We start from the raw sequence: 24,860 nt of genomic DNA on the forward strand, positions 1-24,860 counted from the left end.
ATCCCATAACATAAATGATAATAATTCTCATTGTATTTAATGCAACTCAAGCGTATTTTAAAATTTAGTCGAAAATTCCACTCACTCAATCACGCTTAAGGACAATTAAAAATGAGCTATACCCTTCCCGAACTCCCTTATGCTTATGATGCATTGGAACCACATATTGATGCTAAAACCATGGAAATCCACCACACCAAACATCATCAAACTTATATCAACAACATCAATGCAGGTATTGAAGGCACAGAATGGGAAGATCTTTCTGTGGAAGAACTGGTGAGCAAAGCCAATCAGGTACCTGAAGATTTGAAAAATAATGTGATTAATAATGGCGGCGGTCATGCCAACCATTCCCTGTTCTGGACAGTAATGAGTCCAGATGGTGGTGGCAATCCTGAAGGTGAAATTGCACAGGCGATCGACAAGGAGCTTGGCGGCTTTGAAGCCTTTAAAGAAGCTTTTACCAAGGCAGCCCTGACCCGTTTTGGCAGTGGCTGGGCTTGGCTCAGCGTGGCACCTGATCAAACCATTATCATAGAAAGCAGCGCCAATCAGGACTCACCCCTCATGCATGGCAATACCCCGATTCTAGGTCTGGATGTCTGGGAACATGCCTACTACTTGAAATACCAGAACCGTCGTCCTGAATATATTGCCGCTTTCTTTAATGTAGTGAACTGGAAGGAAGTGAATCGCCGTTATCTGGAAGCACTTTCAACATAAATCAATACAGTAGGACGAAACATCATGTCTTGGCACTCTTTACGTTTGTTCTGCGGTCTCAGTATTCTTTTGGGCGGAGCAGTGTTGTATCTAGAACGTCTGTTCATGTTGCTTTAAGACATGATCGTCTAATGTATGGGAAGCCTTATTCTGAGGCTTCTTTTATTTTTTGCTGTTTAATTTTTTCTATAGGGAGATGGATTTAAAATTTAAGAACGCAATTCACAGACATTGACGCTATCGAAGCCATTGGTACATGGTGCCACTTCACACGCATGAGACGCTTGTACTGCACTTACTAAAACTGCACTCAAACTTATCGCTAAAAACAATTTATTAAACATTTAAAATGACTCCAAAAATTAACTTTTATCTCTAAATCGCTTGATTATGAGTCAATTATAGAACTTTTTTAATGATTCAGGGCAATCTTTCTTAATTTTAATTATTGTTTATTTATATAAATAGAATCGTTTTTTATAACAAAAAAGCGGAACCGAAGTCCCGCCTGAAGATTATAAAACCCGATTAAGACTGTTCAGCTACTGCATTACCTTTCTGCTTTGGATCAGTATTTCCCAGTTCAGGATGAGCAATTGCTCCCTGACATTGCTGTTTATCACGCTCATAGTCGGCCTGTTTCTGTGCCACGCTACTGCTATTTTCAACGGTGCTACGTGCCCAGATTTCCAGACTGGTTAAAGCTTTGCGACATAAGGCATATTTTCCTTCCGTCACTGAGTCAGTCATTTTCACATTAATGCGCCAGTCAGTACTCAATTTACGGGCCGGTTGACGTACCTGAGCATCGATCTGCTCCATTTCCTTGTTATAGACCAGCGGATCGACTTCATTCATGAATTGCCATGCAGTATTAGCATAAGTCGTTGCATCATTGGAGAGTTTAGGTGCCGCTTTAATTTCGGCCTTTGGCGCTTGACTGTCATTTCCACAAGCTTGAAGAAATAAGGTGCTGCCGATTAAAACACCGACCAGCATTGCACGTGTCTTGAACATCAACATATCAGAATCGCCAGTTAAACATTTCGGCACTATGCTAGTAAATTCGCGTACAATACACAATCTTGATTTAATCCCTGTTTTAACTCTCTCCCTCAAGGTGTTTTGTGTCTGACCACAATCCAGTAGCGATGCAACCTGCCGGTTTCTGGCAAGGTGCCAAAGATAGCCAGGCCATTATATTTACTTACCTTCCGGTCTCCTTTGCCTTTGGCGTTTCCGCCACCCAATTCGGCTTTACTGCCTGGGAAGCCTTATTTCTGTCCTGCTCCATGTATGCCGGTGCCAGTCAGTTTTTAGTTGTAGCACTACTTGGTAGCGGTACTTCGATCTGGATGACTGCACTGACCGTGATTGCTTTAGACATTCGTCATCTTTTATACGGCCCAGCTTTACAAAACCTGATTCAAGATCGTTTAAACCTGAAGAAAACCGCAGTCTGGGCTTGGGGTCTTACTGATGAAGTCTTTGCTTCAGGTATGATCAAGCTGTCACAACGGCGCCAAGAATGGTCAGAATCATGGATGCTCGGTCTGAGTCTGTTTAGCTGGCTGTCTTGGGCGACAGGTTCATTTCTAGGCGGCTTATTTGCTGATCAGGTCAGTCATCTGCCTCAATTCTTGCAGGCGGCTTTAGATTTCCTGCTACCTGCCCTGTTCTTGAGTTTCTTGTTAGCAGCCTTTGAAAAGAAACATACCTTTGTCGTGACCATCACGATTATTGTCTCAGCCATTGCCTGTTATTTTATCGATTTGTCTGCTGCGATTTTTATCGGCATCAGTTCCGGCATTTTGGCCGGCCTGTTCAAGCACTATGTACTGAAAAAACCAGATCCTGAATATGCAGGAGATCAATCATGAATCTTGAAATTATCTTGGTCGGGATTATTGTCGGGATTGCCAATTTCGCCTCGCGTTTTGGTCCATTTTATGTGATTCAAAAATTTCAGCAGGGTTCGCAAAAACGTGGTGCACTATGGCTTAAAATTGCCTTAGGTTCGATTGGAATTGCTGCCATCAGTTCCATGCTGGTTGTGGCGACCTTACCGCCCTTATTGGAAATGCCAGACAAAAGCTTTGCCATGCTGATCGGTTTTATTGTACTCGCTGGACTATATTTTAAGTTCAAGAAAATCGTCATGGCGACCTTAACTGCAGCCTTAACCTATGGCCTGATTTATACCTATATCCCCGTGCCTTTTTAAGCCTTTTAGAAAATTAGAAATCTCATTCAAGACTTATGCTAAATTAAATACATAAGTCTTTTTTATATAAGAAGAAAAATAAGGAAAGTATTGGCATGTTCGAGCCAAAGCAAATGATTGAAGGGAAAATATTTATTCATCATCGACGTGATGAAATGTTGGCTATTTTTAACCAGTATGAATTACCCGGCTGCTATTTTGAATGCTTTATTAATGCACAGAATTTTACTGGTCATTTTGTAGAAGTGGTTGCTGAACCCTCAGATCATGTCCGTGTCATTTATATTCAGAAGCATGGCAAAAATAAAATCATTGCCCTATATAATCAGACTCAACAGGTGATCCATCTGCATCCCAAACAAATCATTTTTAGCCGATGGAGCCTGCTACATAAAGGCATTCCAAATCTCATTTATGTATTTTGCTTTAGTATAATTTTACTGTTTTTATTCTTTGCACTTGTCGCAATGTCAAATCATCAATTCCATTTTTTCACTGTATTCCTCGATGCACTGCAATTTTCAGGATTTGGTTTATTGCTATGGATATTTGGTTTTATCTGTCCTTTTTTCATTCCCTTTTACGCCTTTAAGAGAATACAAAGTCTGAAACTTCTCCATCAACTTCAGCTCAATGACAAGCAAATTCTGCATATGGAAAAACTCAATCCGCAAAACCGGATTTATCATTTAAACCCTGTGAAAAATACAGTAAAGCAAACTGCCTGATTTCAGATGCGATTCTCTATAAACTTTTATAAATAAAACTGCTGGCCAATATCACAATTTTGTATGAAACTCGGCTTATCTCGGCATTGAGTTCTGTTATGCTAAAAGTCCATAAAATCAAGCATGGATAATACACATGAACGTGACTATTGGTACTCCTCTTCAATCTTCAGCTTTTAAAGTTCTATTGCTAGGTTCAGGAGAACTAGGTAAGGAAGTGGTGATTTCCTTGCAACGTTTAGGTGTAGAAGTTCATGCTGCAGATCGTTATGCAGATGCTCCGGCCATGCAGGTGGCACATTTTTCTTATGTCTTAAATATGGCAGATGCAGCGGAACTCAAACAGCTCATTCAAAAAATTCAGCCGCATCTCATTGTTCCTGAAATTGAAGCCATTGCAACAGAAGTATTGGTTGAAATCGAAGAACAGAATATTGCCACCGTGATTCCGTCTGCCAAAGCAGTTAACCTGACCATGAACCGTGAAGGCATTCGTCGTCTGGCAGCTGAAGAACTAGGCTTACCGACGTCTGCTTATCGCTTTGCCGATTCTCTGGAATCTTTTCGCGCAGCCTGTGATGACATTGGTTATCCAAACTTTGTGAAACCAGTGATGTCTTCTTCAGGTAAAGGCCAATCTCGCGTGAAAAGTTTTGAAGAAGTCGATGCTGCCTGGGAATATGCGCAAACAGGTGGTCGAGTTAATCAGGGCAAAGTGATTGTCGAATCACAGATTGATTTTGATTTTGAAATTACCCTGCTTACTGTACGGGCTAAGAATCCTAAAACTGGCGAAATCGAAACCTCTTACTGTGATCCAATCGGACACCGTCAGGACTCAGGCGACTATGTAGAAAGCTGGCAGCCTCAGCCAATGAGTCCCGCTGCTCTGGAAGAATCAAAACGTATCGCCAATAAAGTCACCACAGCATTGGGCGGTTGCGGTATTTTTGGTGTAGAACTCTTTGTCAAAGGCGACAAAGTATGGTTTAGTGAGGTTTCACCTCGCCCGCATGACACTGGTCTGGTCACTTTGGCTTCCCAGTTCCAGAGTGAATTTGAACTGCATGCCCGTGCTATTTTAGGCTTACCAGTCAATACAGCTCGCCATAGTGTGGCTGCTAGTGCCGTGATTTACGCAGGTGTCGATGATCGCAATCTTTCATTTTCTGGCCTGAATCTTGCTTTAGCCCATGCCGATACCGATTTACGTCTATTTGGTAAACCTGAAGGCTTTAAACGCCGCCGTATGGGTGTCGCGACTGCGCGTGCAGAAAACATTGAACAGGCTCGCGAGCTGGCTCAACAGGTTGCAGACCAAGTTAATGTGAATCAAAATTAAGTAAATACAACGGACCACTGTTCATGATCAATACCTCCCCGCTGCTGAATTACATTAAAAGTCACAATGACATCAAAGCGATCAATCAATGGCGTAGCGATGTAGAAAATCAGCTTCAGGAATGTTTTGAAAATGGACAATCCATCCGTGACATCATTCAGGCACGCTCTAACCTGATTGATGAGGCTCTGCAATTCTTGTGGAATCATGCTGGACTGGATCAGACTGATTTGGCGCTTTTCGCAGTCGGCGGTTATGGCCGCCGCGAAATGCTGCCATATTCAGATGTCGATATCATGATCCTCTCTGAAGATGATTTCACTCCAGAGCAGGAAAAGCTGATCTCCAGCTTTATTTCCTCTCTTTGGGATGTCGGTAATTTCCAACCGGGCATCAGTGTTCGTACCATCAATGAATGTGTCAATCAGGCCAGCAGCGACCTTACGGTAGCGACTTCCTTAATCGAAGCACGTCTGATTATTGGCAATGAAAATTTGACCAAATGGCCACGCCGGATCGTGTCACAAACTTGGACTGATAAAACCTTTTTTGATGCGAAAATGGATGAGCAGCACAAACGCTATGCTCAGCACAATAATACTGAAAGCAATCTGGAACCGGATATTAAAAATGCACCGGGCGGTATCCGTGATATTAACCAGATTGGCTGGATTGCCAAACGTCATTTCCGTGTCAACCGTATTTATGACTTGGTGCATCTGGGCTTTATCTCAGAGTTTGAACTTGCCGTACTCGAAGAAGCTGAAAGCTTCCTTTGGGAAATTCGTCATCATTTACACCGCCTGACCAAGCGCGATGAAAACCGCCTGCTGTTCGATTATCAACGCGATATTGCGGCGATGTTTGGCTATACCCGTGAAGAAGGTCAGTCACCGAACTATCCAATCGAACAGTTCATGAAGCGCTATTACCGTAGCGCGCAGCAGGTTTCGACCCTGAATGAAATGCTGCTGGCTTATTTTAATGAGTCCGTGATTACCCCACGTTTACCCCAATATGAACGCCAGATTGAGGAAATCAATGAAAATTTCAAACTGGTCGATGGCAAGTTAGCAGTTCAACATCACAAGATTTTCTCGGAAAAACCAAGTGCCATTCTGGAAATCTTCTATTTGCTGGCCAATCGTCCTGAAATTGAGGGTATTCGTGCTCGTACTTTACGTCTGCTCACGCTAGCAGCTAAACGTATTGATCAGGATTTTCGTGATAATCCGGTACACCAGGCCCTGTTTATGGCCATCATTCGTTCACCGCATCGCCTGTATGAAACCTTGGTGGCAATGAAACGTTATGGTGTTCTGGGCAAATATATTCCGGCTTTCGGACAGATTACCGGCCTAATGCAATATGACTTATTCCACATCTATACCGTGGATGCACATACCCTGCTCTTGATCCGCAATCTGAACCGCTTCAAGGAACCCGAATTCGCCAAAGAGTTCCCGGTCGTCAGCTCCGTGTTCCAGCGCTTAGCACGTCGTGACATTGTTTATCTAGCGGCTATTTTCCATGATATTGCCAAAGGTCGTGGCGGTGATCATAGTGAGCTTGGTGCAGCCGATGCGATTCAGTTCTGCCGGACGCATGGCTTTACCGAACGGGAATGCAATCTGGTTGCCTGGCTGATTGAAAACCATTTATCCATGTCAGTGACTTCACAGAAAAAAGACATTTCCGATCCGGATGTGGTCAAAGAATTTGCTGAAAAAATGGGAGATATGGAGCATCTGGATTATCTGTACACCTTGACTGTAGCAGATATCAACGCGACCAATCCAAAACTCTGGAATACCTGGCGTTCATCTTTGATGCGTCAACTCTATACTCATGCGCGTGATGTCATCCGTTCTGGCTTGGGCCGTCCGGTTGATTACCAGATGCTGATTGAAGATACCAAATTTGAAGCCAGTGAGCGTCTGGTAGAACATTTCTCACTTTATGATGTCGAAAAAGTCTGGCAGGAACTGGGCGATGACTACTTCCTGAAAGAATCTGCCGATGAAATCGCCTGGCATACCCGTGCCATTCTGGAACATGGGGATAATCCTGCACCATTGGTATTAATGCGTGCGCATCGTAAGTATGCGCAGGATGCCGTACAGATCTTCATCTATACCCAAGACAAACCAAATCTGTTCGCCACCACGGTTGCTGTTCTGGATCGCATGAACCTGGACGTTCAGGATGCCCGGATTATTACCGCAACCAAAGCCTTTAGTCTGGATACCTATGTCGTCCTTGACCGTTTTGGCACGCTCCTGACCGATCCGGAACGTGAGGCAACTGTCATTGAAGCCTTACAGGATGCTTTAAGTCATTCTGATGAATATCCAGGTCTGATGCAGCGCCGCATCCCGCGTCAGTTACGTCATTTTGATATTGAAAATACCGTCGATATCACCCTTAATGAAGCTTTAAACCAGAATATGGTTGAAATTGCGACACTTGACCATCCTGGTTTACTTGCGAAAATTGGCGGTTTATTTATGATGCAGGGTCTGGATATTCACTCTGCTAAAATTGCCACACTTGGCGAACGTGCTGAAGATATTTTCTTTGTCACCAAAAAAGATGGCAGCCCAATGACCCAAACAGAGTCTGACAATTTTGCAGCGGCATTAAAAGCTGCTCTGGATGAGGCCTCACATCAGGTCAATGCTCAACACTAACACACTGCTCGGTAACACATTCATGAACTCTAGCTTGTCTTTATTGCATCCATATCCGTTTGAAAAGTTGAATAAACTTTTCGCGGATATCCAGCCTGCGAATATGCCTTTGATTCCCCTTTCAATTGGTGAACCGAAGCATCCAGCACCCGAGTTTGTGAAACAGGCGATTATTGATAATTTTCAGCATCTATCAACTTATCCGAACAGCAAAGGTTTACCTGAATTACGTGAAAGCATTGCCAACTGGCTGACTCGCCGTTTTAAACTCAATAGCATCAGTGCAGACAGCAATGTATTACCGGTCTCTGGTACCCGTGAAGCGATCTTTTCTTTTGTCCAAGCTTTGATCAATCGTGAAGATGCGCCTTATGTGGTGATGCCAAACCCTTTCTATCAGATTTATGAAGGTGCTACCCTGCTTGCAGGTGCAAAACCTCATTTCATCAACTGTACTGAAGAAAATGATTACTTAGGCGACTTTGATACAGTTCCGGCTGAAGTCTGGGAAAAAACTGCCCTGTTATTTGTGTGTACACCGGGCAACCCAACAGGTGCCGTTCTTTCTAAAGAGCAGTTTAAAAAGCTGATTGCACTGTCAGACAAATATGATTTTGTCATTGCTTCTGATGAATGTTATTCAGAACTCTGGTTTGATGAAGCACCGACAGGTTTACTGGAAATGTGTGCCGAGATTGGCCGAGATGACTATAAAAACTGTGTCGTTTTCCACTCCCTGTCTAAACGTTCTAACCTGCCAGGTATGCGTTCAGGTTTTGTTGCAGGCGATGCCACTTTACTCAAACCTTATCTGCAATACCGTACTTATCATGGTGCAGCGATGCCGGTGCAACACCAATTAGCATCAATTGCAGCCTGGAATGATGAAGCGCATGTAGAAGAAAACCGGGTACAGTATCGTGCCAAGTTTGATTTGTTCCAGAAAGAATTGGGTCACTTGCTTCCGCTGAAAAAACCGGATGCCGGATTCTACTATTGGCTTAAAGTGGACAATGATGAAACTTTTGCCAAAATGTTGATGGAAAAAGCGCATATCAAAGTATTACCAGGCCGTTACCTGTCTCGTGAAACTACGCAAGGCAACCCGGGTGAAAACCATGTGCGTCTGGCATTAGTCGCTGATCTGGCACAATGTGAGCAGGTAATTCAGCGTTTAAAAGCGATTCTTTAATCTTTTTAGATCTAAACACAAATAAAAAACCCACTTTCCAGAAGTGGGTTTTTTATGGATATTGACTACAAATTATTTTTTTTATTTCACTTATTTTCTATTCATTAGAAATTAGACATTTCAAATAAACTTATAAAACCTTTTCAATTTCTGTTTCAAGATCTTCAGGTTTGGTGGTAGGTGCAAAACGGTTTAATACCTTGCCATCACGACCAATCAGGAATTTGGTGAAATTCCACTTAATGCCATTTCCTAGAATTCCTTTAGAATTATTGGTCAAGTAACGGAAGATCGCATGTGCTTCCGGACCTTTTACATCCACCTTGGAAAACATTGGGAAAGAAACCCCATAATTTTTCTGACAAAATTCACCGATCTGTTCATTTGAACCCGGATCCTGTCCGCCAAACTGGTTGCATGGAAAACCTAAAATTTCCAGTCCCTGCTCTTTATATTTCTGGTAAAGCTTTTCCAGACCTGCAAATTGTGGAGTGAAACCACATTTGCTCGCGGTATTTACGATTAAAAGTACTTTCCCTTCATAATCTGCAAGTCGTTTGTTTTTCCCATCTAACAATTCAGCTTCAAACTGATAAATGCTGGTCATGGATAAGTTTCCTCGTCAGTTTTTTCTTGTGTTTGTAATTCTAAAGAGGCCGAGTTTACACAATAACGTAAGCCAGTCGGTTCCGGACCATCCGGGAAAACGTGTCCCAAATGTGCATCACAATGATGACAAACAATTTCTGTTCTCACCATACCATGTGAAGTATCAGGTAATTCCTCTACAACTGAGCTGCTCACAGGACGATAGAAGCTTGGCCAGCCGCAACCGCTGTCATATTTGGTGGTTGAAGAAAACAGTGGTGTACCACAGCAACGGCAGACATAAGTCCCTTCCTGTTTTGTATTCCAGTACTTGCCTGTGAATGCCGGTTCAGTTCCTTTTTCACGCGTAATGCGAAACTCTTCTGGTGATAACTCTCTTTGCCATTCCCGGTCTGTTTTATTGAGTTTTCCCATCACTAACTCCTTTAAATCTTTGACATTCAATGTCATGCTTCAGTACTTCCATATTTACGCTAGAGATGAAAAAATTTCTAGCGAAATTTCAGCATAGATTGTGATATTTGCGTAATCTATAGGTTTAACTTAAAAATTAATTGGATGGAATTATGTCCGGTATTGGTAACACCCCCCCTCGCGAGATCAAGAAATCGTCTAAGCTTGAGCATGTTTGCTACGACATTCGCGGACCAGTGTTACGAGCGGCCAACGAGATGGAAGAAGCCGGACATAAAATTATCAAACTGAATATCGGAAATCCCGCCCCATTCGGCTTTGAAGCCCCGCAAGAAATCATTAATGATGTTGCACTGAACCTACCAAATGCGATTGGTTATACGGATTCCAAAGGGATTTTCCCGGCACGTAAAGCGATCTGCCAGTATTACCAGCAAAAAGGCATTCTGGATATGCACGTGAATGACGTGTATGTCGGCAATGGCGTATCTGAGCTGATCGTGATGGCGATGCAAGGCCTGCTGGATGACGGCGATGAAATGCTGATTCCAATGCCGGATTATCCATTATGGACTGCAGCAGTGAACCTGTCTGGCGGTACTGCGATTCACTATAAATGTGATGAAGAAGATCACTGGTATCCAGATATTGCGGATATGGAAAGCAAAATCACGCCAAATACCCGCGGGATCGTGATTATCAACCCGAATAATCCGACCGGTTCGGTTTATCCGCGTCATGTATTACAGCAAATCGTGGATCTGGCGAAGAAATATGACCTGATCCTGTTTGCTGACGAAATCTATGACAAGATTGTCTACGATGGCATTGAACATGTATCAGTAGCTTCGCTTGCAGGCAAGCAATTATGTGTATCGTTCAATGGTTTATCTAAGGCCTATCGTATTGCCGGCTACCGTTCAGGCTGGATGGCGATTACTGGTGATAAATCACGTGCAATGGACTATATTGAAGGCCTGGATATGCTAGCTTCAATGCGTCTTTGCGCGAATCATCAAGCACAATATGCAATTCAGACTGCACTCGGTGGCTATCAATCTATTAATGACTTGATCCGCCCAGGTGGCCGTCTATATGAACAACGCAATATTGCCTGGGAAATGCTAAACGAGATTCCAGGTGTATCTTGTGTAAAACCTGAAGGTGCAATGTACTGCTTCCCTCGTCTTGATCCTGAAATCTATCCGGTTGAGGATGACGAGAAACTGATGCTTGATCTGTTACGTGCCGAGAAAGTTCTATTGGTTCAAGGTACTGGTTTTAACTGGCCAACACCGGATCATTTCCGTGTGGTGTTCCTGCCAGCAGAAAATGAACTGCGTGAAGCCATTACCCGTTTAGGCCGTTTCCTGGCAAAAATGCGTTAATTTATAAAAGTTAACTCAAAAAACCGCATTCATGAATGCGGTTTTTTATTGTTTAAAAAATTTCCGCGACAAGCTTTATAGATATTTAAAAAGAGGCATGCTGTTAATCCAGCGTTTCTTTTTTCAATAAAATCTATTCAGCCTTTTCTCCTTTAGCTTGATGATTCATGCTATTTTTTGAACAAATATAAAACTCCAAGAGTACATGGATGTCCTCAAATACGGTCAAGCTTAGTCTTTTTCTCTGCCTGAGCATGTGCTTAGGCATCGGCATTCTGCGTTTTTCCTATACCGCATTGTTACCTGGTACACGGGAAGCCTTTGCCTGGAGCACGAGCTTTGCCAGTCTTTTGGGTAGTGCCAATCTACTGGGTTATTTAATCGGTGCTTTTGCAGCGATGCGCTTGCCCCAAGACCGAAGCATGAGCACTTATATTCAGCTTGCTGCAATAGCTGGAATGCTTAGCCTATTCTGTTGTGCCTTTGCAGGATTTTCTGAAATCTGGTATATCAGCTGGCGCGTGATTTCCGGTATTAGTGGTGGCCTGCTCATGATTTTGTCACCAAGTGTCGTGGCTCAGTGCTGTGATTTAAAAGACCGGTTTAAAATCAATTTTGTTGGTTTTAGCGGGATTGGATTAGGGGTTTTACTGGCTACCCTGTTTCTGCCTTATCTTGACCAGATTTCCATACGTACGGCCTGGCTGATCTTATGTGGGTTTGCCCTTATGATTTGTATCTGCTTAAGCCTACTGATACAACAATTTAAACCCTATCTAGCTAAACAATCTGTTTCTCATGCTGCTCAAGTCCCTTTAAATACAGTTTTTTATAGTTTACTGGTGGTTTATGCTTGTAGTGCATTTGCCTATATTCCGCATTCCCTGTTCTGGATTGACTATCTCAGCCATGAACTAGGATTAAGCTTATTTTGGATTAACTTTAACTGGATTCTATATGGCTTAGGCAGTGCCTTAGGAGCTTTCTCTGCCTATATTCTGGCAAGAAAATTTGGCAATTTTACTGCCTTGAAAATTCTTTATAGTGTATATATTCTGGCAATTTTTATCGCGACTCTAAATGCTAATCCATTCCTGACTTTTAGTTCTTCTTTTTTTACTGGAATGTTGAATCCCGCTGTGGTTTTCCTTACCTCTTATACCATTTTACAACTGTATGGACTGGCCTATAAAAAGCTTTGGAGCATTGCGACTCTATGTTTTGCCTCTGTTCAGCTGATTGGAGGATTGAGTTTTAGTGCCCTGCAATATCTTGGATTAAACTACCATCAACAGTTTATGCTGGCCGCTTTAGTTTTATTAGCCGGAACTTTGCAATTGGTCTGGAATACACGTTCTTCCAAATATAAGACAGATGAGCAACCGCAACCGGTTTCTGTTCAAGAAGAAAAGAATTAAATAAAAATTAAAGTCAGACAATGACCCAAATCCCAATTGATAAAACCACATCATTAAACGTGGTTTTATTCCATTTAATCTTTCTTCAAATCTTTAAGCGGGTTACCAAACTGTTTTAGATATTCAACACCCAATTGCCGTGAACCCTGATCATTAAGATGATTATCATCCTTAAAACGATACAAAGGCACATCATTCAGCATCGTTTTACATGCCTGCTGATCACAGATGACTTTGGTTGGATCAACGATTTTCAATTGCGGATATTTCAGTTTTGCTTCTGCCAAAATCTGATTGAATTGCTTTAAATGTGCTTCATAACTTTTTCGAGAAACTGTACATGAAGCGTCTCGATGAAGAATCTCTTTACGAATATTACAATCAGATGGAATCCCTTCCCAGTCTAGATGTGGGACATCATTAATTAGAATAACCTGATCACTAGATTGATGGGCAATTTCTAAGGCTTTCATCAAACCTGCTTTAAATATCTCTTCCTCAGTATGATGGACACTATCTTTAAGTTTCACATCATCGTCAAAGTACTGCGCATAAGAGCCCGCCAGAATAATCATTGGATAACGGGTTTCTGCCAGATGCGCAGTAATAGCATCATTACGTTTTTGGAATTTGGTCAATTCTTTCCATTGATTCAGCTTTAATTCAAATCGCTGCACACCTGGCAGATAAAAGGTAGAACTTTGTGTAACGTCATAACCGCGTAAATTGGCGTCCTTTGCCCATTCATCCAGCATTGCTGTATAGGCATTGGCATGGGAATCGCCAATCAACAGGAAATCAATATCTTCTTTAGATTGTCCTAAGATACAATCTTGAGCACTGGGCAAAACATCTGGATCCGCGGTATCCATGCAGTTACTACGAATCACATGTGCATACGTATGTAATGCTTCCTGTTTGTCATGCACCGACTTTGGAAAACGCTCCGGGAAACCTTCATGTGTTTTGATGGTTTGGGCGATCGCAATAAAACTGGCTGCAGGCAACAGAAACCCAAGAATAATCACTTTATAATTTGCAGCCATCACAAAGCGTTTCAGTGGTGTTTCAGCCAGTTTATAAGTCAGAAATGCACATATAAGTGACAGAAAAACAATAATAATCTGATTTTCCAGATTCAATGGCAGCATATAAATGCCAAAGAATACGATTATCGGCCAGTGCCATAGATACAGAGGATATGAAATTTTGCCAATCCATGTACTAAGACGATTACTCAGCAATAAATTACTTGAAGATATGGATTGCCCCAGATAAATAATTAGTGCCGTTGCAAGACATGGGATCAATGCCATCAGTCCCGGAAATGGGGTTTGCTGATCAAAATAAATTGCAGTTGCAAATAGAACACCCACTCCCGCCCAGACCAATCCCTGTAATAGTTTTTTTGGCACATTTGGTTTTGGCAAGCAGCTAATCAATGCGCCAATCAACAACTCAAACGCCCGTACCGGCATACTATAATAAGCTTTGGCCGGATTATGAGTCAGTTGTTGTTGGGCGTATATAACTAAAGTGACAATGAATACACTAATGACAAACCAAAGATATTTACGCGAGGTTTTACTCAAGAATAACCATAGTAAGAGTGGCCAGAAAATATAAAACTGCTCTTCTACGCCCAATGACCATAAATGTAATAAAGGCACATTTTCTACATTCGGACTGAAATAATCTCCTACCTCATTCCGCATATACAGATTGGCAATAAGCACAGTCGCATACATGACACTTTTGAAATATTCTATCAGTTCACCCGGCAACATCACCTGCCAGGTAATTAGACTGACAATTGCCAGTACAGTAAAATATGCAGGTGCCAGACGGATCACCCGTTTCTTATAAAACCGGGCAATTGAAAATTGCTGCAACTCAATATCGCGCGTCAGAATGGTCGTGATGAGATAACCGGAAATGACAAAGAAAATATCAACACCAATATAGCCGCCAGAAAATAATGACCAGCCGAGATGATTGAAAATGACCAATGATACTGCAATAGCTCTCAGGCCATCGATATCTGGTCGATAAGCAAAACTCATAAAAACACGAAAAGCGGGAGATACGCTATTTTATGCTTTTCACTCTTTAGATGGCGATCTTTTACATTTTTTTTACATTCACTTGCGCTTATTCCAATTCTTCTACCTTTAAATAAGGATAAGGATTGGTTGCACCTTCCCCACTGAGATAAATCCCATAATGCAAATGTGGTGGTGTATTTTTTGCATTACCGGTATTGCCGACATAGGCAATGATTTCACCTGCTTCTACCCAGTCTCCTTCCTGAATATGTTCAGCATAATCATCTAGATGAGCATAATAATGTTGGCTTAAATTCGGGCCAGTAATCCAGATAACTTTACCGCCCAAATTATTGGTTCCAATCTTGCGGACGATCCCTTGGGTCGCACTGACTACCGGTGTTCCCCGTTTAGCAAAAATATCAGTCCCCTCATGTTTGCGACCTTCACTCCTTGCTCCACCCCAGGTATCCTGAATCTGGCGAGCTGTTACTCCTTGTACAGGAATTTCTACTGGTCTAATCAGCTCAGCTTTTTTTAATTGCCAATAGAGGTACGGACTTTTCCAGCCCGCTGGCTCACCTGAGGGCGGTGGCTGACAGGCAGTGAGTAATATATTTAAGGAAAATATTAAAAGCAGGATTCTGGGAATTTTCACAATAGCTCACATAGCCGTTTAATGAGGGGTTCGTTTTATCTTAAGGAATACACAGAAATTTAAAGTCAAAATCCTGTTATTTTTAGTGATGTTTTTTCCAGATTATTTTTCAGAAACAGTCTTAAAAATAACAAAACCCTCAGCTGAGGGTTTTGTTAAATCAAGTCTAAATTTTATTTACGCTTTTTCGCACGGGATGGTTTAGAGGGTTGCTGCTGTTGCTGTTGTTGCTCTTCATTTTGAGCACTGTCCTTTTTATCCTTTTGCTGGACTTGCTTGTGTTTTGCTCTTGATTTAACCATAGCATAAACTCCTTTGAAGAACTGTCTCTATCACTGGAAGTTGCATTAATCACTCTAACCTTTATATAAAATAAGCCAATCACTGAGCTGTATCTAAATACGTCAATGTAAAAGCATCTTTATTAAGTGATTCAATTCTGATTAGATCTTTATTCAAGGTATTTACATCGCTTACATAGCGTTGCATGTTGATACCTGTTTTAACTCTGAGTATAGATCTGGTTTTCTGAATGAAACCTTTCAAAAAATCTAACAATAAATGCGGGTCCAATGTGATGAGCCAAATTCAGCATTGATTTATCAACGTTCACAAAGTTTCCAGTTCAGACTCAGACCAACACAGTAATAGTATATTTAGCATGAGAGGCTACAAAAATGTAGACCACAGTTTTCGCTATAAAGGAATAACTGCATGATAAGGTAAATTGAATATTAAATCTGTATTCAAAGTCATCTTGTCACTATCTTCAGGTTTAACAATTTATTAATTTCCGATTGTGGTGCTACTTCCATAGAATCTGCTAAGGTTCAAATATTCTTAGCTCTATAATATTTTCTATTGTTCTTATTTTAATTATTTTTTAATCCATATTATTTTATTCAATAAATGATTATATTTTCTTTAAAGGAATTAAATTTTAAGTTTATTAAATTTATATCATTCTAGTTATAAATTTAAGAAAATTTAATATTTTCAATTTCTAAAACATTTCTTTAATTAATTCTACAAAATAATTCATAAGATAATTGTTCTTACATAAGGTGAAAGGGTTTTCACGCTAAGCCCGAATATCTTACATAAGCAGATACCGCTCATACATGCCCACAGAGTTTTATCCCCTACACTGAAATCAAGTTTTAGAAAATTAGAGGATTTTATATGAAACAGTTTTCGAAAGTTCTAATACTCATCATGATGGGTTTTTATGGTACTTCTACTATTGCAGCAGATGCTATTCCTTTGGAAGCTAAAGCCGCCGCAGAAGCACAAAAAGCTGCACTAGAATATTCTGAAAATCAGAAGAGTGATTCAGACTCAGACTAAAAACAAAATAAAGCCCACGAAGGGCTTTATTTACATACGGGGAACCATTAGGAAAAGTTATTTTAATAACTTAATGATTGTCCTACTCCATAAACCATCAAGGTAATAAGGAATACGACCAATGCGGAGACAGCTAATTCTGCTTTAGTCATGTGTTTTACCCTCATGGAGAGCTGTATATTATTTATACACCATCTAAGCATAAAACTAAATAACAAAATATTACATAATCTTGAATAATTAAACTAAAGTAAAACAAAACATAAGAGATCAAGACTATAAATTAAAACATTTATTGTCAACCAATATCTATTTAATTTTCATAAATTTATAGAATTTCATTTGAAAAAATGAATAGATTATTTCTTTAAAACCATAAAATAATCTTTGTTTATAAAAAATTTTTCTATGTAATATATTGCCATTCCAAAATTTAAACTTTTGAACTTCATGTCTTTTTAAGTTATTTCATAGGTTTTAATTTTACTATTTCATAATGTATTTTCCTTATTTTCTATCAAATTAATACTAGACATCAGAACTATATTTTTAAATAATCAATAACTGCTAATTTACTCTCAATGAAATTATTTTTCTCTATAAAGATCATTTTTTATTATTTTTAAAAATATCAATTTATAAACTTAAAGATTCTTATAAAAGAATCTTTAAGTTTTGAATTACTACATAGATTTGAGTACTTCTAACTCGAAATCAAGCTCCATCATCTTTTCCAGATTTGGTACAATTGCATTCACCCAAGTGCCACTACTCCAGACTTTCAGAATTCCATTTTCTTCCTTATAGAATGCACAGTCCTGAGCTGATATATGATGAATAACCTGGGTTCCTTCTGGTATATTTCTCATACAAACCTCCACACATTTGGTTTATTTTTAATTTAGCAGAAGATTTGAATTTTTCGTTTACATTGCTTTATAGAGTTGTATTAATTGACTATTTAATAGATTAATCATGTAACTTTCATTTTGATATAAATTTTCTTACTCATCTTATCTAAAAATATTTAAATGATAAAAATAAAAAATCCCAACAGGATATGTTGAGATTCTCTATTTATAATTAGCTTAAGCTAACGGTAAATATGAATAATGCTCAGGCTATAAAATCTCGTAAAATGTGTTGATTTATTACTTCATCAAAACTTAGATTTGAAAGATTTTGCTTGTTATGTTTGACGGTTTTATAACAATAACTCGCTGCAATACCCATACTAATTAAAGTCAACAATTTCATTGTTCACCTCAAAATTAAAAATATTAGAAACTGTGAAATTAAAATATCAGCTTGCTTTGTAGTGGTCTAAGCCAGTTTGGAAAGCTTTTTGTATGGTATGTAAATTCGTCAAAACTATTTCAGGTCTATAAAAATCATTATCAATTTTTTGCTTTGCCTTGAATTACCTTATTTTCCCTTAACCGGCTCGACGAGTGCAGTAGAAAATAAGGATCATTGATGATTAACATTCTTAAACGGAAGATCATATTTGAATATAAAAAGTACATCATTTTAAAGCGGCATGGTCGCAATCAAATTTGATGCAAAACATAAATTCAAGGAAGATAAATCAGAATCTGCTATGATAGCTTCCACTTAGTGGACTCTTTTATGTTTTCCCTTATCTCCTACTTATAAGTAAAGGAGTATCACAATGGGCAACATGACTGCCACACCAGAATTATTTTATATATTTTAGTAGGTTAAAGTGAAAATTGTCATTCTTAACAAGCCTTATGACGTCCTCTCCCAATTTCGTCCAGATGAAAAACATCAGACTATGGCTGATTTCGTAGACGATCCGGATCTGCGTATTGCCGGTCGTCTGGACATGGATTCTGAAGGTTTGATGTTCCTGACCGATCATGGTGGTTTAAACCAATATATTACCAATCCAGCCAGCAAAAAATTCAAAACTTATCTGGTTCAGGTCGATGGCGATATAACCGACGAAGCTCTAGAACAGCTTCGTAAGGGTGTTGAACTGAATGACGGTATTACGCTGCCAGCCAAAGCAATTAAAGTCACTGAACCGGAATGGTTATGGGAACGCAATCCTCCTGTACGTTTCCGTGCTTCTGTTCCAACTTCATGGGTCGAAATTTCAATCTGTGAAGGCCGTAACCGTCAGGTACGTCGTATGACTGCAGCAGTCGGCTTTCCTACCTTACGCTTGATCCGCACTAAAATCGGTTCGATTGATCTGGTTCAATTAGGTTTACAGCCAGGTGAAACTAAAGAAATTGAACCCCTACTTTATCCAGACTTTAAAGATGTGCCTGCTCAAGAACCTTACCGCTCGCGCTCTTATGTGAAAAAACCGGGTGGCACCGGTGGTAAACCGATTAACAAGAAAGTAACGAAAGACGGCACCAAGAAAAAAACCGGTACACCGCGTATCTGGCAAATGGAAGAAGGTGAGAAACCACGTCGCAAGACCAATGGTACCACCCGTCCAAATACCAAGAGTCGTGGCCGTCGTACACGTTAAGCCACTGCTTAGATCGGGAAGATCAAACTAAAAACCACACCTTGAGGATGGTTATTCACCTGAACTTCCCCCTGATGCAACTGCATAATCGACTGCACAATCGCCAAGCCCAAACCACCCGTTTGGGCTTTTTGATGCCGGCTGCTATCAACTTGATAAAATCGTTCAAACAGATGGACTAAATGCTGTTCGCCAATATGTACACCTGCTGTCAGTACATCAATCCGGCAGCTATTTTCTGTAGTCATCGCCGTGATTCTGATCTCACCATTTTCCTTTCCATACTGCACTGCGTTGCTGAGTATATTGGCAAGCGCACGTTGCAGATGTTCCGGATGCGCAGATATATTCAGTTGAGCCGGAATATCCGTATAAATAGATATATTTTTTTCTTCTGCCAAGAACTCAAAATATGCCAGCAAATCCCCTATGATCTGGCTCAGTTCTAGTGTCTGTTTTTCTATCTGATATTGACCATGTTCCACCCGAGCAATAAACAGCATGTTTTCAATCATCTGGGTCAGACGTTCATATTCTTCCAAATGAGAATACAGCAGATTTTCTAATTCATCGCGACTGCGTGACTTCGACAAGGCAATCTGGGTTTGCCCCATCAAGTTATTTAGGGGCGTTCGTAATTCATGAGAAATATCTTCAGAAAATCGGGCCAGCTGTTCATAGCCTTGCTGGATTCGGTTCAGCATGGCATTCACGGCCTCTGTTAATTGCTGCACCTCAATAGTCCGGGCTGGCAACTTGATACGCTGATCCAACTGCTGCACACTGATCTGCTGAGTCGCGTAAATTAACTGACGCATGGATCGCAATAGATAGTGTCCCATCAGCCAGGCTAACAAGGTGGATAAAATAATACCAAGCAGAGTGTATATCACTAATTTTATCAAGTAATGCTTTAAAACCTGTTGCCCTGCTATGAGTTGCTTACCGGCAATCAGTTGATAAGTCTGTCCATTAAACTTCACTTGCTTAAATGCCAAACGGGTCGTGGGTTGTTCAAGCTTATTATTTTGATAATTCAGCTTGGTATGATAATCCAATAGAGGAATCGCGATATTTAGAGGATTAATATCAATTAATGTATTCTGCGCGTTTTTAAGGATCAGTAAATTATCTTCCTGTCCAAGCATATTCTCATAAAGCTCTGGATGTTCGATCAGCACCTGAAAGCTTTGCTGATCAGCCAGAAATATTTCAATCCTGGAAATCCGCAAGGCCAAGGCTTCATCCTGCTGTTGTTGCACCATCTGCTGCATATTATGATAGGACAACCCGCCGATGCTTAGAAAAACGATACAGGAAATGAGACCAAAGGCGATGCCGAGACGTGTGCCCAAATGCATTTTCATGCTTGCACATCCAGTTTATAGCCCATACCACGTACCGTATGAATAAGTTTTGGACTGAAATGGTCATCAATTTTAGAACGTAATCGGCGTACAGCAACATCAACGACATTGGTGTCAGTATTAAAATTAATATTCCAGACCAGTGAAGCAATTTGGGTACGGGTTAAAACTTCAGACTGGTGTTCCATCAGCAACTGTAAAAGCGCAAACTCTTTTTGGGTAAGATCAATTTTTTGCTGGTCTCGAAATACTTCCCGGGTTAAACGATTCAGCTCTAAATTGGCCACCTGATACACCTCATGTTCAGTTCGAGGTACACGGCGCAGCAAACTTTTGATTCGGGCCAAAAGTTCGATATAAGAGAAAGGCTTGGTTAAATAGTCATCTGCACCCAGTTCCAATCCTTTGACCCGGTCAAGCACATGATCTTTGGCAGTCAGCATGAGTACGGGAACTTTAGAGAAAGTACGCAAGGTTTTGAGGACTTGCCAGCCGTCCAGGTCGGGCAGCATCACATCCAGCAATACCAGATCAATCGGTTGCTGTTCCAGCACCGATAAGGCATGCAGGCCATTACCCACCTGTGTAGTTTGGTAGCCGGATTCATTTAAGCCTGTGGCCAAGAAGCCGGCAATTTTGGTTTCATCTTCTACAATTAAAATATGCATGGGCTGAGTTTAATCAATTTCATACAGCGCAAAGATTACAAATTGGTAATCTGATTGTCATCCATGGGCTTCAATTCTTTGATTATGATCTTCTCAATTTCTATATGATTGAACAGTATCATGAGAAGCAGATTGAATCAGAGAAAAATATTGTTATATCTAGCGAGCTTGGCGATGGTCAGCTTAAGCCATGCTGAATTAAAAACGGCCTATATTATGGAATTAAGCACAGCAAACCAACTTGCTGAGAACGTCATGCAGGCTTGTCAGAAAGCCAGCAAACCCGCTGCAGTCACAGTACTGGATCAAGGCGGCAATGTTCTGGCCAGCCAACGGCATGAATCTGTCGGAATTCACAATTTAACTGCATCACAGCGTAAAGCCTTTACTGCATACTCGACTAAGACAAGTACATTGGATTTTATGCGTCATGCACAAAAGAACCCAGATGCACAGAATTTAAATACCTTGGATGAATTGTTATTGCTTGGCGGCGGGGTACCTGTGGTTTATAAAAACCAGCTCATTGGCGCTGTTGGCGTTGCAGGCTCTGGTGGCTCTGAACAGGATCATCAGTGTGCCGTACAAGGCATTCAACATACTTTAAAACAACTTTAATTTTATCCATCTCTAGAGTAGGAACAGACAAATGAAAAAAATTATTTTTGGTACTCTTCTAGCAACGACAGCAAGCTTTTCTTTTGCACAGAATCCTTTAAGTGTGCATGTGCTGAATCAGGAAACTGGTCTGCCTTCCGCCAATGTCACGGTGATTCTGGAAGCTCAACAAGGTGACAAGTGGGTAAAACTGAATGAGTTAAAAACAGATGCCAATGGCCGTATCAAAGAGTTTTATCCTAAAGATACAGCTTTACAGAAAGGCATCTATAAAGTGACCTTCAAAACCGGTGACTGGTTTAAAGCCAATAATCAACGTACCTTCTTCCCTGAAGTACCTGTGGTATTTACGATTGACGGTACTCTAGAGCACTATCATATTCCGTTATTACTGAGCTCTTATGGCTATTCAACCTATCGTGGTAACTAATTCTTAGTTTCTGTAAGCGTCATTTCTATGGCGCTTTATTTTGATGTGTAAAACAGCTGCATTTCATCATTCATCTGGCTTTCGCTTGTTATTTATCTCCTGGAATGTTATTTATGATTCACATAATTAATATTTTTAAAACAAAGTGTATCCAAAAAAGGAGTTCTGCAATGGATCAGCAAGTGAACCAGATGTTTAATCAGGACCGATTAATTCAGTATCTCGGTGCACATCTAATTTCCTATAACCACAATCATGCGAAGATTGAACTTAAAGTGTCTGAACAACATTTACAGGGACATCAGACCTGTAACGGCGCTGTGATTTTTGCATTAGCTGATGCTGCATTTGCCATTGCCTGCAATACCGGCGAATACCCAGCAGTCGGCCAACATTGTGGTATTCATTATCTGAAACCGGCACTGCTCGGTGATACCCTTACCGCCATAGCTGAACATAAAGCCAGTAGCGGTCGCAGTGGGATTTACGATATTCAGATCCTGAATCAGGAAGATCAAATCGTGGCTGAATTCCGTGGAACCTCACGACTGATCGTTAAATAATTATTCTAAAACTTAATGCAATAAAAAAAACCGGTGCATCAACACCGGTTTTTTAAAACAGCAAATGCTAAATTAAGCTTTCAACCATTTCTCAGCTTTAGTTTGATCTTCAACTTTCAATTCAACTTCAGTCAGTTCAGAACCACCATTTTGAACGTCAAAAGTCATCAGCTCATCACGACGGAATGCATGGACAGTATAAGTACCTTCCTGTTTCGCATATTTCTCGACAAGTTTCGTCGTTGCTTTAAGTCCATCAATCGCCACAATCACATCATTCGCTGAAAGGCCCGCTTTCACCCCTGCTCCATCACGACGTGCAGACTGAACCAGCACACCTTCAGGCTTATCTACAAGTTTCAAACCAAATGGTAATGACTTGTCATTTTTCAGCGTATAGCTCACGCCAAATTCAGGTAATAACTGATCTAATGGCAATTCATCAGTAGTATTGATCAGGTGATTAATCTGTTCTAACCAGTTATCACCAGTCAATTCCTGACACAATTCGAAAATAGTGCGTTCATTGACCTGAATGCCATTTTGCGTATTTTCATATAGCTTACGCATCAAAGCGTCCAGACTTGAGCCACGCAGACGTAAACCTAGATCCAGACAAAGTGCAACTAAACAGCCTTTATTGTAGTAGCTGGTACCGGCATTATTTGAGTTTTCATCCTGACGATAGAATTTTACCCAGGCATCAAAGCTAGACTCAGATACTGACTGAATAAAACGTCCCGGGTTTTGCAAATAACGGTCAATCTGCGCTTTGAGCAATGCAATATAAGATTCCTGATTAATCACGCCACTACGTAGCAGAATCAGGTCATCATAATACGACGTAAACCCTTCAAAGATCCAAAGCAAAGAGGTATAGCCTTCTTTATTTAGATCATAATTCACGAAGTTTTCTGGACGAATAAATTTCACTAACCATGAATGGAAATACTCATGACTACATAGGCCAAGGAAACGCTGATAATCTTTCGATGGCTCTTCAGGCTCATCTACTTTAGGAAAGTCATCACGCGGTGTAATCAGACTGGTTGAGTTCGGATGCTCCAGACCGCCATAGCTGTTACCGGTTGCCATGGTCATAAAGGTATAATCATTAAACGGCGCAGAACCGAACATGGAAATTTCTGTCGCACAGATTTTCTCAATGTCCTGCTTCATACGCTGTTCATTCATCGCATGTTTGCCTGACACCACAAACTCATGCGGAATGCCATTGGCTTCAAAACTGAATCGGGTCTGCTCTGCCAGTTCAAACGGCGCATCAATCAGTTCAGCATAGTTTTTAGCTTTTAAGGTATAACGACCTTTGACCAGACTTTTGGCCTGCATACCCGTCGCAAGCTGGAAATGTTTCAGCTCATCCGGCAGGAATACTTCAACTTCAATTTCTTTATGTTCCTGACCTTCCAACCCCAAACATGCACAAGCCGGGTTCACATAGAGACGGTTTTGATCCACATATGCACCACGAACAGACAGGTCATACGCGTAGACATCGTATTCCACAGTAATCAGTTCATGATCCGTATTGAATAAACGCCATTTATTCTTTTCAAACTTCTGGATTTGTAGCTGGCGTCCATCCTCATCATAAGCCTTGACTGCTTCAATATGCTTTGAGAACTCGCGAATCAGGTAACTGCCCGGAATCCAGGTCGGTAAAGAAAGGACTTGTGTTGGGTCTGCTAAAAAGCGAAGAGTTACGTGAATAAGATGCTGACGATAATCGTCAAATTCGATTTGATAATGCAACATAATGGGCGATATAAAATACAAATAAATGAGTTATAGCTTAGCTTAGCATTTTTTAGGCCAGTATTGCTTAGCTGTCGCATTTGTCTACATTTCTGACTAGCTATCCTTAAAAAAAAGGCATAGCATGCGTGAAAATTAAATCGTTCAT

At 40.6% G+C, this 24,860-nt stretch carries 26 protein-coding genes; 14 read left to right on the forward strand and 12 right to left on the reverse strand.

All coding sequences use genetic code 11. The annotated features are described in order from the left end of the window. The first annotated feature begins 111 nt into the window (after nucleotides 1-111). On the forward strand, nucleotides 112-726 hold the full coding sequence (locus tag AC4MBN_RS09125) for a superoxide dismutase (protein ID WP_312157597.1): 615 nt from the start codon (nucleotides 112-114) through the stop codon (nucleotides 724-726). Nucleotides 727-935: 209 nt separating this feature from the next. Here the strand turns inward: AC4MBN_RS09125 and AC4MBN_RS09130 are convergent, their stop codons facing one another. Both AC4MBN_RS09130 and AC4MBN_RS09135 read right to left on the reverse strand, forming a co-directional pair. Continuing rightward, on the reverse strand, nucleotides 936-1,070 hold the full coding sequence (locus AC4MBN_RS09130; protein WP_340810753.1) for a hypothetical protein: 135 nt from the start codon (nucleotides 1,068-1,070) through the stop codon (nucleotides 936-938). Between the two features lie 184 nt (nucleotides 1,071-1,254). Next, entirely contained in the window at nucleotides 1,255-1,749 is a 495-nt protein-coding gene (locus AC4MBN_RS09135; RefSeq protein WP_419365531.1) for a hypothetical protein, read from the reverse strand. 128 nt (nucleotides 1,750-1,877) lie between these two features. Here AC4MBN_RS09135 and AC4MBN_RS09140 point away from each other — a divergent pair, with 128 nt between their 5' ends. From AC4MBN_RS09140 to dapC, 6 genes are all read left to right on the forward strand, one after another. Continuing rightward, entirely contained in the window at nucleotides 1,878-2,606 is a 729-nt protein-coding gene (locus AC4MBN_RS09140) for an AzlC family ABC transporter permease (RefSeq protein WP_491880953.1), read from the forward strand. Continuing rightward, entirely contained in the window at nucleotides 2,603-2,950 is a 348-nt protein-coding gene (ygaH, locus tag AC4MBN_RS09145) for an L-valine transporter subunit YgaH (protein ID WP_491880143.1), read from the forward strand. Before AC4MBN_RS09140 ends, ygaH begins: the two co-directional genes overlap by 4 nt. A gap of 95 nt (nucleotides 2,951-3,045) precedes the next feature. Continuing rightward, nucleotides 3,046-3,678: a hypothetical protein gene (locus AC4MBN_RS09150; RefSeq protein ID WP_491880144.1), complete on the forward strand. Its 633-nt coding sequence runs from the start codon at nucleotides 3,046-3,048 to the stop codon at nucleotides 3,676-3,678. Between the two features lie 127 nt (nucleotides 3,679-3,805). After that, on the forward strand, nucleotides 3,806-5,020 hold the full coding sequence (gene purT / locus AC4MBN_RS09155) for a formate-dependent phosphoribosylglycinamide formyltransferase (RefSeq protein ID WP_419365561.1): 1,215 nt from the start codon (nucleotides 3,806-3,808) through the stop codon (nucleotides 5,018-5,020). Nucleotides 5,021-5,043: 23 nt separating this feature from the next. Then, nucleotides 5,044-7,710: a [protein-PII] uridylyltransferase gene (gene glnD, locus AC4MBN_RS09160; RefSeq protein WP_419365528.1), complete on the forward strand. Its 2,667-nt coding sequence runs from the start codon at nucleotides 5,044-5,046 to the stop codon at nucleotides 7,708-7,710. A gap of 22 nt (nucleotides 7,711-7,732) precedes the next feature. Continuing rightward, a complete protein-coding gene (dapC, locus tag AC4MBN_RS09165) occupies nucleotides 7,733-8,902 on the forward strand; it encodes a succinyldiaminopimelate transaminase (RefSeq protein ID WP_419374629.1) in 1,170 nt (389 codons plus the stop codon). Between the two features lie 130 nt (nucleotides 8,903-9,032). Here dapC and AC4MBN_RS09170 read toward each other — a convergent pair whose 3' ends face one another. After that, nucleotides 9,033-9,509, reverse strand: coding sequence for a glutathione peroxidase (locus AC4MBN_RS09170; RefSeq protein ID WP_491876707.1), 477 nt, complete (start codon nucleotides 9,507-9,509; stop codon nucleotides 9,033-9,035). Continuing rightward, nucleotides 9,506-9,925: a peptide-methionine (R)-S-oxide reductase MsrB gene (gene msrB, locus AC4MBN_RS09175; protein ID WP_004784131.1), complete on the reverse strand. Its 420-nt coding sequence runs from the start codon at nucleotides 9,923-9,925 to the stop codon at nucleotides 9,506-9,508. The genes AC4MBN_RS09170 and msrB overlap by 4 nt, the downstream gene beginning before the upstream one ends. A gap of 152 nt (nucleotides 9,926-10,077) precedes the next feature. Between msrB and AC4MBN_RS09180 the strand changes: the two genes are divergently transcribed. Continuing rightward, nucleotides 10,078-11,313, forward strand: a complete 1,236-nt coding sequence (locus AC4MBN_RS09180) for a pyridoxal phosphate-dependent aminotransferase (protein WP_004784132.1) — start codon at nucleotides 10,078-10,080, stop codon at nucleotides 11,311-11,313. A 209-nt stretch (nucleotides 11,314-11,522) separates the two neighbouring features. Continuing rightward, entirely contained in the window at nucleotides 11,523-12,731 is a 1,209-nt protein-coding gene (locus AC4MBN_RS09185; protein WP_419374631.1) for a YbfB/YjiJ family MFS transporter, read from the forward strand. 74 nt (nucleotides 12,732-12,805) lie between these two features. Here AC4MBN_RS09185 and AC4MBN_RS09190 read toward each other — a convergent pair whose 3' ends face one another. The 3 genes from AC4MBN_RS09190 to AC4MBN_RS09200 form a co-directional block, all read right to left on the reverse strand. Then, the gene (locus tag AC4MBN_RS09190) at nucleotides 12,806-14,794 is read right to left on the reverse strand and encodes an acyltransferase family protein (protein ID WP_491880145.1); all 1,989 of its coding nucleotides are present in this window, start codon (nucleotides 14,792-14,794) and stop codon (nucleotides 12,806-12,808) included. An 88-nt stretch (nucleotides 14,795-14,882) separates the two neighbouring features. Then, nucleotides 14,883-15,434, reverse strand: a complete 552-nt coding sequence (locus tag AC4MBN_RS09195) for a M23 family metallopeptidase (RefSeq protein ID WP_419365523.1) — start codon at nucleotides 15,432-15,434, stop codon at nucleotides 14,883-14,885. A 173-nt stretch (nucleotides 15,435-15,607) separates the two neighbouring features. Beyond that, nucleotides 15,608-15,736, reverse strand: coding sequence for a hypothetical protein (locus AC4MBN_RS09200; RefSeq protein ID WP_491880146.1), 129 nt, complete (start codon nucleotides 15,734-15,736; stop codon nucleotides 15,608-15,610). 880 nt (nucleotides 15,737-16,616) lie between these two features. Here AC4MBN_RS09200 and AC4MBN_RS09205 point away from each other — a divergent pair. Continuing rightward, nucleotides 16,617-16,781 (forward strand): hypothetical protein, encoded by a 165-nt coding sequence (locus AC4MBN_RS09205; protein WP_491876705.1) that lies wholly within the window; start codon nucleotides 16,617-16,619, stop codon nucleotides 16,779-16,781. Nucleotides 16,782-17,464: 683 nt separating this feature from the next. Here the strand turns inward: AC4MBN_RS09205 and AC4MBN_RS09210 are convergent. Together AC4MBN_RS09210 and AC4MBN_RS09215 are read right to left on the reverse strand one after the other, a co-directional pair. Beyond that, on the reverse strand, nucleotides 17,465-17,650 hold the full coding sequence (locus AC4MBN_RS09210) for a hypothetical protein (RefSeq protein WP_419365520.1): 186 nt from the start codon (nucleotides 17,648-17,650) through the stop codon (nucleotides 17,465-17,467). Between the two features lie 247 nt (nucleotides 17,651-17,897). Further along, nucleotides 17,898-18,038 (reverse strand): hypothetical protein, encoded by a 141-nt coding sequence (locus tag AC4MBN_RS09215; RefSeq protein WP_373686382.1) that lies wholly within the window; start codon nucleotides 18,036-18,038, stop codon nucleotides 17,898-17,900. A gap of 469 nt (nucleotides 18,039-18,507) precedes the next feature. Between AC4MBN_RS09215 and AC4MBN_RS09220 the strand changes: the two genes are divergently transcribed. After that, a complete protein-coding gene (locus AC4MBN_RS09220; RefSeq protein ID WP_419374634.1) occupies nucleotides 18,508-19,290 on the forward strand; it encodes an rRNA large subunit pseudouridine synthase E in 783 nt (260 codons plus the stop codon). Nucleotides 19,291-19,298: 8 nt separating this feature from the next. On the opposite strand, the gene AC4MBN_RS09225 is transcribed toward AC4MBN_RS09220, so the two are convergent. Beyond that, nucleotides 19,299-20,657, reverse strand: coding sequence for a heavy metal sensor histidine kinase (locus AC4MBN_RS09225; protein WP_419374635.1), 1,359 nt, complete (start codon nucleotides 20,655-20,657; stop codon nucleotides 19,299-19,301). Further along, entirely contained in the window at nucleotides 20,654-21,325 is a 672-nt protein-coding gene (locus tag AC4MBN_RS09230) for a heavy metal response regulator transcription factor (RefSeq protein WP_491880147.1), read from the reverse strand. The genes AC4MBN_RS09225 and AC4MBN_RS09230 overlap by 4 nt, the downstream gene beginning before the upstream one ends. Nucleotides 21,326-21,499: 174 nt before the next feature. Between AC4MBN_RS09230 and AC4MBN_RS09235 the strand changes: the two genes are divergently transcribed. The 3 genes from AC4MBN_RS09235 (at nucleotide 21,500) to paaI (ending at nucleotide 22,936) form a co-directional block, all read left to right on the forward strand. After that, entirely contained in the window at nucleotides 21,500-21,943 is a 444-nt protein-coding gene (locus tag AC4MBN_RS09235) for a GlcG/HbpS family heme-binding protein (protein ID WP_491880954.1), read from the forward strand. Between the two features lie 31 nt (nucleotides 21,944-21,974). Beyond that, entirely contained in the window at nucleotides 21,975-22,373 is a 399-nt protein-coding gene (gene uraH, locus AC4MBN_RS09240) for a hydroxyisourate hydrolase (protein ID WP_419374637.1), read from the forward strand. A gap of 170 nt (nucleotides 22,374-22,543) precedes the next feature. After that, on the forward strand, nucleotides 22,544-22,936 hold the full coding sequence (gene paaI / locus AC4MBN_RS09245; protein ID WP_180004073.1) for a hydroxyphenylacetyl-CoA thioesterase PaaI: 393 nt from the start codon (nucleotides 22,544-22,546) through the stop codon (nucleotides 22,934-22,936). A 72-nt stretch (nucleotides 22,937-23,008) separates the two neighbouring features. Here the strand turns inward: paaI and AC4MBN_RS09250 are convergent, their stop codons facing one another. Beyond that, complete coding sequence (locus AC4MBN_RS09250) at nucleotides 23,009-24,712, reverse strand: M61 family metallopeptidase (RefSeq protein ID WP_491880148.1); 1,704 nt, start codon at nucleotides 24,710-24,712, stop codon at nucleotides 23,009-23,011. Nucleotides 24,713-24,860 lie beyond the last annotated feature (148 nt).

Source organism: Acinetobacter sp. CAU_H_60 (assembly GCF_058599385.1).